Annotated in this window: 16 protein-coding genes; 8 read left to right on the forward strand and 8 right to left on the reverse strand. The window is 65.2% G+C overall.

Features of this window, described 5'->3' with window-relative positions; translation table 11 throughout:
• Positions 1–7: 7 nt before the first annotated feature.
• Positions 8–799, reverse strand: a complete 792-nt coding sequence (locus FYB76_RS08550; protein ID WP_034335871.1) for an ABC transporter ATP-binding protein — start codon at positions 797–799, stop codon at positions 8–10.
• A gap of 180 nt (positions 800–979) precedes the next feature.
• Here FYB76_RS08550 and FYB76_RS08555 point away from each other — a divergent pair, with 180 nt between their 5' ends.
• Positions 980–1693 carry a response regulator transcription factor gene (locus FYB76_RS08555; protein ID WP_154133362.1) on the forward strand — a complete coding sequence of 238 codons (714 nt, stop codon included), beginning with the start codon at positions 980–982 and terminating at the stop codon, positions 1691–1693.
• A complete protein-coding gene (locus FYB76_RS08560) occupies positions 1693–3090 on the forward strand; it encodes a sensor histidine kinase (RefSeq protein WP_088754366.1) in 1398 nt (465 codons plus the stop codon). The genes FYB76_RS08555 and FYB76_RS08560 overlap by 1 nt, the downstream gene beginning before the upstream one ends.
• Positions 3091–3115: 25 nt before the next feature.
• Here the strand turns inward: FYB76_RS08560 and FYB76_RS08565 are convergent, their stop codons facing one another.
• Together FYB76_RS08565 and FYB76_RS08570 are read right to left on the reverse strand one after the other, a co-directional pair.
• Positions 3116–3556 carry a hypothetical protein gene (locus FYB76_RS08565; protein ID WP_154133363.1) on the reverse strand — a complete coding sequence of 147 codons (441 nt, stop codon included), beginning with the start codon at positions 3554–3556 and terminating at the stop codon, positions 3116–3118.
• A 32-nt stretch (positions 3557–3588) separates the two neighbouring features.
• Complete coding sequence (locus tag FYB76_RS08570) at positions 3589–4761, reverse strand: class I SAM-dependent methyltransferase (RefSeq protein WP_154133364.1); 1173 nt, start codon at positions 4759–4761, stop codon at positions 3589–3591.
• Between the two features lie 216 nt (positions 4762–4977).
• Between FYB76_RS08570 and FYB76_RS08575 the strand changes: the two genes are divergently transcribed.
• Positions 4978–5265, forward strand: a complete 288-nt coding sequence (locus FYB76_RS08575) for a hypothetical protein (RefSeq protein WP_088754363.1) — start codon at positions 4978–4980, stop codon at positions 5263–5265.
• Positions 5266–5360: 95 nt separating this feature from the next.
• On the opposite strand, the gene FYB76_RS08580 is transcribed toward FYB76_RS08575, so the two are convergent.
• From FYB76_RS08580 to FYB76_RS08590, 3 genes are all read right to left on the reverse strand, one after another.
• Entirely contained in the window at positions 5361–6239 is an 879-nt protein-coding gene (locus FYB76_RS08580; RefSeq protein WP_154133365.1) for a pirin family protein, read from the reverse strand.
• A 65-nt stretch (positions 6240–6304) separates the two neighbouring features.
• Positions 6305–7165 (reverse strand): pirin family protein, encoded by an 861-nt coding sequence (locus FYB76_RS08585; protein WP_088754361.1) that lies wholly within the window; start codon positions 7163–7165, stop codon positions 6305–6307.
• Positions 7166–7249: 84 nt separating this feature from the next.
• On the reverse strand, positions 7250–7645 hold the full coding sequence (locus tag FYB76_RS08590; RefSeq protein WP_088754360.1) for a DoxX family protein: 396 nt from the start codon (positions 7643–7645) through the stop codon (positions 7250–7252).
• A 274-nt stretch (positions 7646–7919) separates the two neighbouring features.
• Here FYB76_RS08590 and FYB76_RS08595 point away from each other — a divergent pair, with 274 nt between their 5' ends.
• The 3 genes from FYB76_RS08595 (at position 7920) to FYB76_RS08605 (ending at position 10625) form a co-directional block, all read left to right on the forward strand.
• Positions 7920–8846, forward strand: a complete 927-nt coding sequence (locus FYB76_RS08595; RefSeq protein WP_154133366.1) for a LysR family transcriptional regulator — start codon at positions 7920–7922, stop codon at positions 8844–8846.
• Between the two features lie 178 nt (positions 8847–9024).
• Complete coding sequence (locus FYB76_RS08600; RefSeq protein ID WP_154133367.1) at positions 9025–9321, forward strand: helix-turn-helix transcriptional regulator; 297 nt, start codon at positions 9025–9027, stop codon at positions 9319–9321.
• Positions 9321–10625, forward strand: a complete 1305-nt coding sequence (locus FYB76_RS08605) for a HipA domain-containing protein (protein ID WP_370516327.1) — start codon at positions 9321–9323, stop codon at positions 10623–10625. Before FYB76_RS08600 ends, FYB76_RS08605 begins: the two co-directional genes overlap by 1 nt.
• 1 nt (position 10626) lies before the next feature.
• Here FYB76_RS08605 and FYB76_RS08610 read toward each other — a convergent pair whose 3' ends face one another.
• Both FYB76_RS08610 and FYB76_RS08615 read right to left on the reverse strand, forming a co-directional pair.
• Positions 10627–11631 carry a GlxA family transcriptional regulator gene (locus tag FYB76_RS08610; protein WP_154133369.1) on the reverse strand — a complete coding sequence of 335 codons (1005 nt, stop codon included), beginning with the start codon at positions 11629–11631 and terminating at the stop codon, positions 10627–10629.
• Between the two features lie 18 nt (positions 11632–11649).
• Positions 11650–12891, reverse strand: coding sequence for an MFS transporter (locus FYB76_RS08615; protein ID WP_154133370.1), 1242 nt, complete (start codon positions 12889–12891; stop codon positions 11650–11652).
• A 110-nt stretch (positions 12892–13001) separates the two neighbouring features.
• On the opposite strand from FYB76_RS08615, the gene FYB76_RS08620 reads away from it, so the two are divergent.
• Positions 13002–13532: an isochorismatase family protein gene (locus FYB76_RS08620; protein WP_154133371.1), complete on the forward strand. Its 531-nt coding sequence runs from the start codon at positions 13002–13004 to the stop codon at positions 13530–13532.
• Between the two features lie 229 nt (positions 13533–13761).
• Positions 13762–14529, forward strand: a complete 768-nt coding sequence (gene fnr / locus FYB76_RS08625; protein ID WP_088754353.1) for a fumarate/nitrate reduction transcriptional regulator Fnr — start codon at positions 13762–13764, stop codon at positions 14527–14529.
• Positions 14530–14546: the final 17 nt, after the last annotated feature.

The following is a 14546-nucleotide window of genomic DNA, read 5'->3' on the forward strand; positions in this document are numbered from 1 at the left end:
GCGCGGCTCAGTGATGGGCGAACAGCATGTCGTTGATGCGGGTTTCCAGTTCGGCCTGGGCAGCCGTTCCCAGCTGGCCGGGATCGATGCTGTTGAGTTCGGCGCGAACCTGGCCCGGGTGCGGCGTGAGCAGCAGGATGCGGGTGCCCACGCGGATCGCTTCTTCGATCGAGTGGGTCACGAAGAGCACGGTGAACTGGGTGTCGTCCCACAGGCGCAGCAGTTCATCCTGCATCTTGCGGCGGGTCAGTGCATCGAGGGCGGCGAAAGGCTCGTCCATCAGCAGCACGTCCGGCTCCATGGCCATGCCACGGGCAATCGAGACACGCTGCTTCATGCCGCCGGAGAGCATGTGCGGATAGCTGTCGATGAACTTGGCCAGACCGACCTTGCTGATGTAGTACTCGGCGCGCTCGGCGGCAGCCTTTCCTTGCAGGCGGCCACTGGCGTGCAGCGCGAACTCCACGTTCTGGCGCACCGTCTTCCAGGGCAGCAGCTGGTCGAATTCCTGGAACACCATCATGCGGTCCGGTCCCGGCTCATGCACTTCCCGCCCCTTGAGACGGATCGCCCCCGAGGTCGGCTGCAGGTAGCCGCCGATGGCCTTCAACAGGGTGGACTTGCCGCAGCCCGAAGGGCCCAGCAGGATGTAGCGGTCGCCAGGATGGACGTTGAAACTGACGTTCTGGGTCGCCGTGACCAGCGAATCGGTGGTCTTGTACTGCAGGGTAACGCGGTCGATTTCCAGCAGCGGACGCGATGGGTCGAGGATAGCCGCAGCTTGGGCAGGGTCGCTCATGCTTGTCTCCAAATGATTTATAAGAATTATTGATGCTGGAACGGATGCTAGGCCGCCAAGCTGTAACCAATCTGACTAAATCCTGACGTCTGTTGCAGGTGAGCGGTTCGGGCATACAATGGCGCCCTGCCCAAGCAGCGTCCAACAGCTGCGGCATCGAAAAACAACACTGGAGATCCCATGCGCATCCTGCTGGTCGAAGACACTGCCGACGTCGCCGAGGCCATCGTTTCCCACCTGGCCCGCATCGGCCACACCGTCGAATGGGAAAGCCACGGCGGCCACGCCGCGCGCCGCCTGGGCGAGGCCTTCGACCTGCTGATCCTGGACGTGATGCTGCCGCAGACCGATGGCTTCGCCCTGCTGGAGCAATTGCGCGCCCGTGGCCAGCACACGCCGGTGCTCATGCTCACCGCCTGCGGCGAGATCGAGGAACGCGTGCGCGCACTGGACCTGGGTGCCGACGATTACCTGGTCAAGCCTTTCGACTTCCGCGAACTGGAGGCGCGCATCCGCGTGCTCCTGCGCAGGAGCGGCGGCGAATCGACCAACCTGCTGCACTGTGCCAACCTGTGCATCGACCGCAAGAGCCGCACCGCCACGCTGGACGGGCAACCCATCGAACTGACCCGGCGCGAGGTGACGCTGCTGGAAATCATCGCCGCCCGGCCGGGACGCATCTTCAACAAGGATGAGCTGATGGATCGGCTCTTCACGGTCGATGACACCCCCAACGCCAACACGGTCGAGCAATACGTGGCGCGCCTGCGCAAGAAACTGGCCGGTGCCGCCTTCGAGATCCGCACCCTGCGCGGACTCGGATATCAGCTGGTGTTGCAGGCCCCGGCATCCGCTGAACCTGCGGCGTCCACCCCGGCCGCTGCCCTGCACTGATGCTGGGCCGCTCGCCCCACGTCGTCGCCGGGCGTTCGCTCTACACACGCCTGGTGGTGCGCGTGGGCGCGGTGCTGCTGGTGAGCGCCGCCGTGCTGCTCATCGCCATCTGGATCTCGACCCAGCTGGCCGCACGCCAGGCCTATGACCGCATCCTGGCCGGCAGCGCCTTGCAGATCGCCGAGAACACCTGGTACGACCATGGCGAGGTCAATGTCGATGTGCCGCTGGCGGCGCTGTCGATGCTGGGCACGGGGGACCATGCGATCTATGCGGTCTTCGATCCGCGTGGACGGGTGATTGCGGGTGATGCCGAATTCCGTCCGGAGATTCCCTGGAACGAACTGGAGCAAGGCCCCTTGCTGCGCGATGGCGATTATCTGGGCACGCCCGTGCGCATGGCCATCATCGGGCGGCGCATGCCGGTCGACAGTCCGCATCCGTGGGCGGTCATCGTGCTGGCGCAGACCAACAATGCGCGCATGTCCTTTGCGCAGAGCCTGGGCGGCAAGGCGCTGGTGGTGATCGTGGCCATGAGCGCGCTGACCATCTTGGCAGCGATGTTCACGCTCTACCAGGCACTGGCGCCGCTCAAGCGCATCGAGGCGGCCATCCGTGAGCGGGACCTGAACGATCTTTCACCCCTGTCGCTGACCGTGCCGGCCGAGACGCATGCGCTGGTCTCGGCCATCAACGCCTTCATGGAGAGGCTGGTGGTCCACCGCGCCACCATGCGCCGCGTGATCGGCGATGCCGCGCACCAGCTGCGCACGCCCGTCACCGCCCTGGTGGCGCAGATGGAACTGCTGGCCACCGAACCCAGCGAAGAAAAGCGCCAGCGCCACCTGGCCCTGCTGCGCGAACGCACGCGCCACCTGGGTGCGCTGGTGAACCAGCTCATCAATCACGCCATGGTCCAGCATCGCAATGACAGCCGGCTGCAGGAGCGCATCGATCTGGCCGACCTGGTGCGCTCGCAGATGACCGAAGTGCTGTCCAATCGCGCGCGCACGCCGCACGACCTGGCGCTGGATGTGCCGCCCCTACCCTGTTTGATCCAGGGCGATCCGATTGCACTGGGCGAGGCCATCAAGAACATCCTCGACAACGCCCTGCAATACGGCGCGCCGGGGCTGTTGCACGTGCGGCTGGACAGCGACGGCCAGCGCCACCGCCTGAGCTTCATCGATGACGGGCCGGGGATAGCTGCCGAGGATTGGGAACGATTGCGCAAGCCCTTCGCCCCGCGCGGCGAGAACCGCATGGGGGCGAGCCTGGGCTTGTCCATCGTGGAAGAAGTCATGCGCGCGCATGCGGGCGAGATGCGCTTTGCTTACCTGCCTGACGGGCATTTTGCGGTCATGCTGGATTTTCCGGCCTGGCAGGAGCCGGCCTGAGGTTCTGATCGTCCTGGTCAGCGCCCTATTTCCATTCCAGGATCGCATTGCGGCGGTCCAGCCAATGCACCTTCACGCTGCCCGGTGCCACTTTGCGTGCCGCACAGGCGCTGGCGGCCAGCGCGAAGGAGGCGTCGTAGTAACGTCCGCTGGCCGAGGAGCGCAGCGGCGTCTGCGGCGCATTGCGGGCAATCCAGTCGGCCGCATTGGTGCGCAGGAAGATCATGCAGGCGCTGCCGCTGGTCTCGGCCACCTGGCAGGCGCAGCTGTTGCCGGAGGTGGTGATGGGTTCGCTGAGCTGCGGGTTACGGTTCAGCGCATCCGGAACCGGTACGGGGACCGGCACCGGAAGCGGCACACCCTGCTGCGGACCATAGTGCCCGCCCAGGTCGCGGGTGGTGACCTGGGCCGTGGCCGGCAGGAGCAGCACGCCCAACAGCAGCGGCAGGCATCGGATCATGTTCATGGACGTTGGCTCCTTGCTGGCATCAGGTTGATTCAGGCGCGGGCGCGCAAGCGATACAGGCTGGTGGTTTCCTTGCTGCGCGCGGCATGCAGGGGATCGTCGCGATCGACTGCCTTGCCGTGGCGCGGCTTGATGTCGTGGCGCGCCACCACTTCGAGGCCGGCCTGGGCAATCGCCTCGGTCAGCATCCCGGGCGCGCGCAGACCCAGGTGTTCGGCGAAATCGGACAGGATGAGCCAGCCTTCGCCCTGCGGCGTGAGGTGATCGGCGAGGCCCTTCAGGTAGCCCAGCAGCATGCGGCTGTCCGGGTCATAGACCGCATGTTCGATCGGTGAACTGGGACGCGCCGGCAGCCAGGGCGGATTGCAGACGATCAGCGGTGCGCGTCCCGGCGGGAACAGGTCGGCCTCCTGCAATTGCACCTGCGGCAAGAGCCCCAGTCCTTGCAGGTTCTCGCGTGCGCAGGCCAGCGCGCGCGGGTCCATGTCGGTGGCGATGATCTTGCGCACGCCGCGCTGCGCCAGGACGGCGGAGAGCACGCCGCTGCCCACGCCGATATCAAAGGCCAGTTCGGTCGATGGCAGCGGCGCCTTGGACACCAGGTCCACGTATTCACCGCGCACCGGTGAGAAGACGCCATACCACGGATGGATGCGGCCACCGAGTGCGGCGATCTCGACGCCCTTCTTGCGCCATTCATGCGCACCGATCAAGCCCTGCAGCTCGCGCAGCGAGACGGCAAAGGATGCCGCCTGCAACGCCGGCTCATAAGCTTCGCTGCAGGCAGCCTGCACGTCTGGCGCACGGCGCAGCGGCACCACGAAACCGGGCTCGACGGGAATGAGCAGCATGCCAAGGATGCGCGCGCGCTGCGCCTGCATCTGGCGATGATGATGGAAGGCCTGTGCCGGGCTCTCGGCGGTGGCCGGTTTGGATTTGCCCTTGGCCTGGGCGCGCTCGCGGGCGCGGTCCACACGTCGGCCCAGGGCTTGCAGCAGCTGGCGTGCATTCTGGAAGTCGCCGCGCCAGAGCAGGCCGGTCCCCTCGCAGGCCAGCTTGTAGGCAGTATCTGCGGCCATCTGGTCGTCCGCCTCGACCACGCGCTTGGGCGGCGCATTGCCGGCCTCGGAATGCCAGCGCAGCTGCTGTGAAGTGGCACCGGTGGTCCAGGTGATGAAGGCGGGAGTGTCGTCGTGTGAGGTCATGAATCAGGGGATCAGCGAGCGCGGCGCAGGGTGCACCGCGCAAAAACAGCCGCCAGTGTAACAAAGCACAGGCTGCGCGCGGCGCTGCCGGAACTTACGACGGGCGGGCGGACCCAAACAGCAGAACTTGATGCCGGGCAAACCCCGGCGCCTTTTTTTGCCGGCCCGGGCGCGATGCGCCTATGATGGAGCCGGTCCATCACCGAAGGAGAATCCATGAGCGAGCCCATGCAAACCCCAGCGTTCGACCACCAGCGCCTGCTGGACATGGTCGGCCAGTTCGAGGCGGAATTGCAGAAACTGCCCGCTGGCAGCACCGAAGCCGACCAGCTGCGCGAAGACATCGCCCGTCTGCGCCAGCACCTGAGCCAACCGCAGCCGCATGCGGGACAGGTCGGCGATACCTGGCACTCCCTGCGCCGTGCCGCCGACAGCCTGGAAAACCAGGTCCTCAAGGACAGCCCCTACATCACCGAAATGGGGCGCATCATCGGGCTGATCTGATGGGTCGACCCATGAACGGCTGCAACGGCCGATGAAAAACCGCCTGTCGCTGGAATTGCGGCAGGCGGTTTTGTTCGTCAAGCTTCAGGCGCAGATCAATGCGCCGGCAGCGGAATCCACTCGGTCTCACCCGGAATGTCCGGGAACACGTTCTTGTCCCGGCCATTCCACGCGACCTTGGCCGCTTCGATCTTCTCGCGCGAGGTCGCCACGAAATTCCACCAGACGAAGCGCGGACCATCCAGCGGCGCGCCGCCCAGGATCATGAAGACCGTTTCTCCCACCGCCTTGAGCGCCACTGCCGCACCGGGGGCCAGGATGGCCAGCGTGCCCGGCTCCATGCGCTCGCCGTCCAGCATCACCTCGCCGCGTACCACGTAGACCGCCCGCTCCTGCACATCGGCGGCAATCTCCAGCTCGGCGCCTTGCGTGGTGCTGCCCGCCACATACAGCGTCGGGCTGGCCGTGGCCACCGGCGAGCTCACGCCGAACGCCGAACCCGCCAGCACGTGCAGACGGGCGCCGCCTACTTGCGCCTCAGGCATGTCCTCCGAGGCGTAATGACGGAACAGCGGATCGCTCTCCTCCTGCTCGGCCGGCAGGGCCACCCACATCTGCAGTCCATGCACCGGCACTTTCTGCTCGCGGATATCGTCGGGAATGCGCTCGGAATGGACGATGCCGCGTCCCGAGGCCATCCAGTTGACCGCCCCCGGGGTGATGCGCTGGACCACGCCCAGGCTGTCACGGTGCATCATGGCGCCCGAGAACAGGTAAGTCACGGTGGCCAGGCCGATGTGGGGATGCGGACGCACATCGCCTTCGGTGGTGCCGGCATCGAATTCCACCGGTCCCATATGATCGAAAAAGACGAAGGGACCGACCGTGCGTGCAGCCGCCGCCGGCAGCAGCCGCCGGACCGGGAAACCGATGTCACGGGTCAGGCCGTGGATCTGGTGAAGAATGTTGCTCATGGTGCTCTCCTGGTGCGGCGGGCCTGGTTGGCGGCCCGCCTGCTGGGTTCATGGGGAATGCTTGCTCAGAAACGGCCGGCGCGGAAATCGTCGATGGCGGCTTCCACCTGTTCACGGGTGTTCATCACGAACGGTCCCCACTGGGCGATCGGCTCGTTCAAGGGCTTGCCGGCGATGAGCAGGAAGCGGCTGCCCTGCTCGGCCCGCACCGTCACTCCAGCCGAACCGACGGCGTTGGAGAGCACGGCCATGCGGCCAGCCTCGGCGGCGCGGGTCTCGCTGCCTGCCGCGCCTACGGCCAGCTTGCCTTCATAGACGTAAAGGAAGGCATTGTGCGTGGCCGGGATCGGCAGGTCCAGCGTCACGCCGGATTCCAGCTTCAGGTCCAGGTACAGCGGCTCGGTGGTCTCGCGGCTGATGGCGCCCGCCACGCCAAAGGCGGTACCGGCCAGGACGCGTACCTTCACGCCCGGTTGCGGCTCGGTCTCGGGGATGCCCGCCGAGGGGATGTCCTGGTAGCCGGGATCGGTCATCTTGTCCTTGCCCGCCAGGTTCACCCACAGCTGGAAGCCGCTCATGAGGCCGTTTTCCTGTTCCGGCAACTCCGAATGGACCAGCCCGCGGCCGGCGGTCATCCACTGCATGCCGCCCGGTTCCAGCAAGCCTTCGTTACCGGCATTGTCGCGGTGGCGCATACGGCCGGCCAGCATGTAGGTCACGGTTTCAAAGCCGCGGTGCGGGTGGTCGGGGAAACCGGCCAGGTAATCGCTGGGCTCGTCCGAATGGAAAGCGTCGAGCATCAGGAACGGGTCCAGGCGGCGCTGCAGGTCGTGGGTCAGCACGCGGGTGAGGCTCACGCCGGCGCCATCCTGTGTGGGGATGCCGTTGACCAGGCGTTCGATTTGACGGGTGTAGGGGGTGCTCATGTTTGTCTCTCCTGAAGAGGCCCGCACTTCGTGGGTGCGGGCCGATGGATCATGGTCAAAGGATGCAATGGGACGCTGTGCGACTCAACGGCTTTCTTCCGGCTGGGCTTGCGGGTCGATCGAGGACACCAGCAGCAGCGCGCCGATCAGGGCCACGTTCTTGAGGAAGTGGATCATCTGGCCTTGGGCGGCAGCGCCTTCGAGCGTCCAGAAATGGTGGGCCGACAGGGTCGCGCCGACAGTGAAGAGCGCAATCACCAGCGACACCGGACGCACGCCACGGCCGCTCATGAGCAGCAAGCCGCCGCCGACTTCGACCAGGATGGTGACCAGCACGGCCAGGGTCGGGACCGGCAGGCCGAGGCTGCTGAAGTAGCCGACGGTGCCGGCAAAGCCGACGATCTTGAAGATGCCCGAAATGACGAACAAGGAAGCCAGCAGGACGCGGCCGATACGGAAGGTGGTGAAGTTGGTGATCATGGTAAGCCTCTCTGTGTTTGGGTGAACGACGATGTTTGAATTGTGATGCCGTGTTGCCTTGAATCTTGTTGCCTGATGCCAATCATTTAACCGGCTCTCGCTGTGCTCTGCTGTTTGCGCATTCGCTGCAGCCAGTGACGACAGAATAGGCAAGTTCCGTTTCGGCTAAAACTGATTATCTTTTTATAATCATGATCTAAATTTTAGATATAGTTGACACTTCATCACTTCAAAACTTCAAAACTTCAAAACTTCATCGTAGCTTGAGGACAATATGAATATTGAACGTCTGTCGCTGGATCAGTTGCGGGTTTTCGTGCAGGTGGCTGACAGCGGCAGTTTCCTGGCGGCCGCACGCAAGCTGGCGCGGGCACAGTCGGCCGTCAGCTACGCCGTCGCTACGCTGGAAGACCAGCTTGGCGTGCTGCTGTTCGACCGCAGTGGTTACCGGCCCCAGCTGACCAGTCCCGGCGTGGCTTTGCTGGCCGATGCTCGGCAGGTGCTCGATCACGTGGATTCACTGCAGGTCCGGGCCAATTCCTATGCGCGCGGGCAAGAGCTGGAAGTCTCGCTGGCCGTGGACGTGTTCTTCCCTACCGATTGCCTGGTGGACCTGTTGCAGCGCTTTCGCCAGGCCTTTCCGGCGGTGACGGTACGGCTGGAAGTCGAAGCACTGGGGGCGGTGGCCGAGCGCGTCATTGACGGCCGCTCCATGCTGGGCATCTTGGGGACGCTGCCGACCACGCCGCCCAACCTGCTGCGCATTACGCTGCCCAGCGTGCAACTGGTGGCGGTGGTGGCACCGGACCACCCGCTGGCCAAGGTGAAAGGAAGGATTTCCGAAAAGCTCCTGCAGCAGCAAACCCAGCTGGTGCTGTCGGACCGCAGCGAGCTCACTGCCCGCCAGGATTTCTCGGTGCACTCGCGGCTGACCTGGCGCATGAGCGATCTGGGCACCAAGCACGCCCTGCTGCGCGCAGGCATGGGCTGGGGCAACATGCCGCTGCATGTGGTCAAGAATGACCTCGACACCGGGCGCCTGGTGAGCATCAGCACCATCCACCATCCGCCGCCAGGGGCGGAACTGCCGATCCAGTGCGTCTACAAACCCGACCATCCGGCGGGTCCGGCCCTGTCGTGGTGGCTGGACTCGCTGGCGGCATTGACGGCCTTGTCGCCGGTTAGCCCGGCGCAAGCATGAATACAGGCCAAAACCGATAATTTCAATTTATCGTCTTTAGGCGATAAAAGTAAAATATAAGATATTTCTTGTATTGCAGTTTTATCGCTCTTCTCCTATATTTTCGTCAACAGCCGCACGGCCCGGCCCTCCGCCGAGCCCACCGTCGCGGCTGCCTCCTTGTCTTGACGGAACTCCCATGGCCAATGATTTCCCCATCAGCCTCTCCATCCAGTTACGCGAGCATCTGCGCGCCTTGCGCAAGCAGCAGCGCTTGACACAGGCGCAACTGGGTAAACGCATCGGCGTGAGCCAGGCGCGCATTGCCGAGATCGAAGCCAATCCGGGGGCCGTCAGCGTGGAGCAGCTGCTGCTGCTCCTGGCGACGCTGGGGGCCGGTCTCAAGCTGCATGTACATGCAGCCGACCAGCCGATGCACAGTGTCGCGGAGCCGGGGGCAGCCTTTATCCCGGCCCGCAAACAGGGTTCCTGGTAATGCTGCACGCCTGGATGAACGGTGAGCTGGTCGGCACCTGGAGCGTGGAACGCCAAGTCCATCGCTTCCGCTATGCGCCCACGTGGGTGCGCTCGTCGCATTTCCGTCCACTGTCGCTGTCCCTGCCGCTGACCGCCTCGGGCGAGCTGCGCGGCGACAGCGTGCGCAACTATTTCGACAACCTGCTCCCCGACAACGCCGATATTCGCGAACGGCTGCGGCAACGCTATCGCCTGCCCTCCACCGACGTCTTCGACCTGTTGCAGGCGCTGGGACGGGACTGCGTCGGGGCGCTGCAATTGCTGCCACCGGACCAGGAACCAGAAGGCTGGCGCAGCATCCACTGCGAGCGCCTGGATGAGGCCGCGCTCGAGCAGTTGCTGTATGCCCTGCCCTTGTCCTCGCCCCTGGCCAGCGCCCAGGAAGATGCGCTGCGCATCTCGATCGCAGGCGCACAGGAAAAGACCGCATTGACCTGGCATCGCGGCAAATGGTGCCGTCCCCTCGGTGCCACGCCGACCACGCACATCATCAAGCTGCCGCTGGGCCTCATCGGCGGCGTGATGCAGCGGGTCGATGCGGGGGACTCGGTCTACAACGAATGGCTGTGCTCCCGCATCCTGGCGGCGATGGGTCTGCCGGTGGCGTCAGCGCGGGTGGAACATTTCGGGCGTCATACGGTGCTGGCCGTAGAGCGTTTCGACCGCGCCAGGATGAAGGAAGGATGGATCGCACGCCTGCCGCAGGAAGATTTCTGCCAGGCCTTCGGCCTGCCGCCGACCATGAAGTACGAAAGCCAGGGCGGTCCCGGCCTGAACCAATGCCTGGGCCTGCTCAACGCCAGCAGCCAGGGCGGCGACAAGACCTATTTCCTGCTGGCGCAACTGGCCTTCTTCCTGCTGGCGGCCACCGACGGCCATGCCAAGAATTTCTCGCTGCACCTGCATGCGGGTGGCCGCTACGAGATGACGCCGCTGTATGACGTGCTGTCGATGTGGCCCTACTTCGGCAAAGGCCCTAACCAGTTCCGCGCGCGCCAGGCCGGTCCGGCCATGCTGCTGCGCGGACGCAATCCGCATCGCCACTTCCATACCATCGAAGCCCGCCACTGGCGGCAGCTTGCCCTGCAGCACGGCGGGGAGCCGGTGTGGCAGGCCATGCTGGCGCTGGTGCAAGGCGCGGAGGATGCCCTGGCGGTCGCCGAAGGCGAACTCCCCGACGACTTCCCTGTACGCACCTGGGAGCGCATCAGCGAGGGTGTCCGCCACCACCAGCAGCGCTTCATGCGAGAGGCAGGCCAGTAAATCAGGAGGCCGCGAAGCGTTCGCGATATTGCCCGGGGCTCACGCCAAGCTGGCGCAGGAAGACCCGCCGCAGGTTCTGCTCTTCCCCGTAACCGGACTGGCTGGCGATGCGCTTGAGCGGCAGACGGGTTTCTTCCAGCGCGCGGCGCGCCGCTTCCAGGCGCATCAGCTCGACCGTGCGCGCCGGCGTACGGCCGGTCTCGGCCACATACAGCCGGGCGAAGGTACGCGGACTCATGTTGGCCTGGCGCGCCAGGTTCTCCACCCGCAGATCCGCCTCCAGATTGCCGGCGATCCAGGCATGCAGCTCGGCAAACCGCCCCGCCCCGGTCGCCTGCGCGGCCAGCGGCGTGCTGAATTGCGATTGTCCACCCGGCCGCTTGACGAACATCACCAGCTGGCGCGCCGTCGCAATGGCCGCGGCGTGGCCCAGGTCCTGCTCCACCAGCGCCAGGGTCAGGTCGATACCGGCAGTCACGCCCGCCGAGGTCCAGATACGGCCCTGGCGGATATAGATGGGCTCGCCATCCACTTCCAGCATCGGATAGCGCTGCTGCAGCTCGTGGGCGGATTCCCAGTGCGTGGTCACGCGCAGGCCATCCAATACGCCGGCCTCGGCCAGATGGAAAGCACCGGTACAGACCGAACAGACGCGCTGGGCCAGGGGTGCGGCCTCGCGGATCCAGGCGACCAGGGCGGGATCGATGCTGAAGACCTCGCCCGCACTGCCGCCGGGAGAAATCAAGGTATGCAGTCCCCCAGCAAGCAGCAGCGCGTCCAGCGCAGGGAGGGATTGCGTCAACACCGGCAGGCCGGCACTGGTGGTCACCGCGCCGCCTTCTGCCGAGGCCACGTGCAGGCGATAGACTTCACGGCCCTGCAGCCGGTTGGTGGTCGCCAGCACCTGCATGGGGCCGGCAAGATCGAGCAGGTTCATGCCGGCATAGGCCAGCAGCACCACATTGCGCGCGGCCTGTGTGGCTTGCGCGGAAAGCACGGGGGTCATTGGAATCATCCTCCGATGTTAGCGCAGGCCCGCGGCCAGTGCCGTGCGCCCGCCACGCTGGGCCCACATCCAGCGCAGCGTGGCCAGCGCCGACACCAGCAGCACCGGCAGGATGGCCGCATTGAGCGTTTCCCAGCCGAAGCGGGCCAGCAAGGGACCGGCGCCCAGCGTCGCCAGGGCCGTGGCGGCATAGCGCATCAACTCGGCCAGGCCCTGGGTCTTGGCGCGTTCCGACGGGGTATAGGATTGCGCCAGCAAGGTAGTGCCACCGACGAACATGAAATTCCACCCCACGCCCAGCAGCAGCAAGGCCACGTAGAAAGCGGGCAGCGTGGTGGAGAGCATGGCGATGATGGCGCAGCCGAGGTTCATGCCCAGACCCGCCAGCAGCACCGGTCCCAGGCCGCAGCGCTGGATCAGGCGTCCGGCAAAGAAGGATGGCGCATACATGCCCACCAGGTGCCACTGGATGATGGCCGCGCCGTCATCGATGCCGTGATGGCAGGCCACCGCCGCCAGGGGGGCGGCCGTCATGATGAACATCATCACCATGGACCCGGCCACGTTGTTGGCCACCGAGGCCATGAACACCGGTGTGCGTGCAATGGCCGAGAGCGGGCGGGCCGGTGCAAGCTCGGCCTGCGACTGCGCCGCAGTGGACGGCTCGGCCTGGTCCCGATAGAACAACACCAGTACCACCACCGACAACAGCCCCATGAGCGCCACCACCAGATAGGCCCCGGCAAACAGCGCCGCCGGAAACCAATCCTTGCTCCAGGCCGCCAGCGCCGGGCCGACCAGGGCCGCGATGACACCCCCGGCCAGCACGGTGGAGATGGCGCGGCTCTTGGCCGCTTCGGCTACCGCATCGGCGGCGGCCAGCCGGTAATACTGCGCAAATGCCTGAAATACACCGACCAACGCGGTGCCAACGCAGAAGGTCCAGAACTGCCCGTGCCAGACCGACCACACCGAAATGAGCCCACCGGCACAGCAGCTGGCCGCCCCCAGCACGAAGGACCAGCGCCGCCCCAGGCGCTGGATCAGGAAGGCCGCAAACCAGGTCACCACCGCGCCAGCCACGGTGATGAGGGCGAACGGCAAGGTTGCCAGCGCCTTGTCCGGCGCCAGTTGCCAGCCGGTCAGCGCGGTCAGGGTCAGGTCGATCGAGATGGCGCAGGTAAACAGGCCCTGGCACAAGGCCAGGATGGCGGCATTGCGGCTACCGCCAGGGGAACCGGCAGGCGAGGAGAAGCGCATGGATTTGCTCCGATGGGTCAATGATGGAAAAATTGTCGAATTCCCACCCGCTTGGCGTCAATGACACAAGACCTTCAATTTCTGCCAAGCCCATCAAGAACAGGACTCCCATGCTGATACAGGCCCCTCAATCCGCCCTGCTGGTGATCGATCCCCAGGAGCGCCTCCTGCCCGCCATCCATGACGGCCCTGCCGTACTGGCGCAGCTGGTGCGCATGGCCAGCATTGCCGGACTGCTGGGCGTGCCGGTGCTGGCCACCGAGCAGATGCCCGACAAGCTCGGGCCCAATCATCCGGAGATCGCGCGGCTATGCGACAAGACCTTGTCCAAACAGCATTTCGATGCCTGCGCGGACGGCTTGCTACCCGTCATCCCGCCGACCGTACGGCAGATCATCATCGCCGGGTGTGAAACCCACATTTGCGTGCTGCAGACGGCGCTTTCATTGCTGCGACAGGGCTATACGGTGCTGCCCCTGCTGGAGGCCTGCGGCTCGCGCCGCGCGCTGGACCGCGATGCCGCCTTCGAGCGCATGCGCGCGGCGGGCGCCATTCCCGTCACGCTGGAGATGGTGGCTTACGAATGGCTGCAGCACAGTGCGCATCCGCAGTTCCGGGCAGTCCTGAAACTGGTGAAGTAACGGGGTCCGCAAGGCCCAAAGGGGCCGGCGTAATCGAAAAGCAAGTTTCGCCTTGCCCCGATGAAAGTTTTGATTGGCAGGCCTGCGAATGCGTTTCACAGGTGAGAAGTGTGGTAAAAGTAACGAAAAAATCGCAGCGTGGCCGCATGACAATGTGGCGCATCACATATCATCACGCCAAGCCTTGGCCAGCCGACGCCGCCACAACACAGAGGAATCTCCAACGCTTATGTCCAGCTTACCTGTCCCCACGCCCATCCAGTCGCCGCCTCCGCTCACCCTGCACGCGCTGCGTGCCAGTTGCTCGGCCTGCAGCATGCACCAGCTGTGCCTGCCGATGGGGCTGGATCAGGGCGACATGCAGCGCCTGGAACAGGTCATCAACCGCCGCCGCAAGGTCAAGCGCGATGAAAGCCTGTACCGTCTCAACGACAAGTTCGACATGCTCTATGCCATTCGCCTGGGCCATTTCAAGACCTTCCAGGGCAATACCAATGGCGGCCAGCAGATCACCGGCTTCCAGATGGCGGGCGAACTGCTGGGCATGGATGCCATCGGCGCCGGCCATCACCTGTGCGAAGCGGTGGCGCTGGAAGACAGCGAAGTCTGCGAGATTCCCTTTACCCGCCTGGAGGAATTGTTCCGCGACATGCCCACGCTGCTGCGCCAGTTCCATCGCATGATGAGCCTGGAGATTTCGCGCGAGCAACGCGTCATGCTGACCCTGGGCAGCATGACCGCGCAGCAGAAGATGGCGGCCTTCATGCTCAACCTGTCCTCGCGCTACGCCAGCCGGGGCTATTCCTCGACCCGCTTCCAACTGCGCATGACGCGCGAGGAAATCGGCAACTACCTGGGCCTGGCCGTGGAAAGCGTGAGCCGCCTGCTGACCAATTTCAAGAAGACCGGCGTCATTGAGGTCAACCACCGCGATGTGGAACTGTGCGACCTGCCGGCCCTGCGCGCCATCGCGCTGGGCAACGATCCCTGCGCCTGATCTGGGCGGCGAAGCCC

Source organism: Herbaspirillum sp. CAH-3, assembly GCF_009668275.1.
GTDB lineage: Bacteria > Pseudomonadota > Gammaproteobacteria > Burkholderiales > Burkholderiaceae_D > Herbaspirillum > Herbaspirillum aquaticum.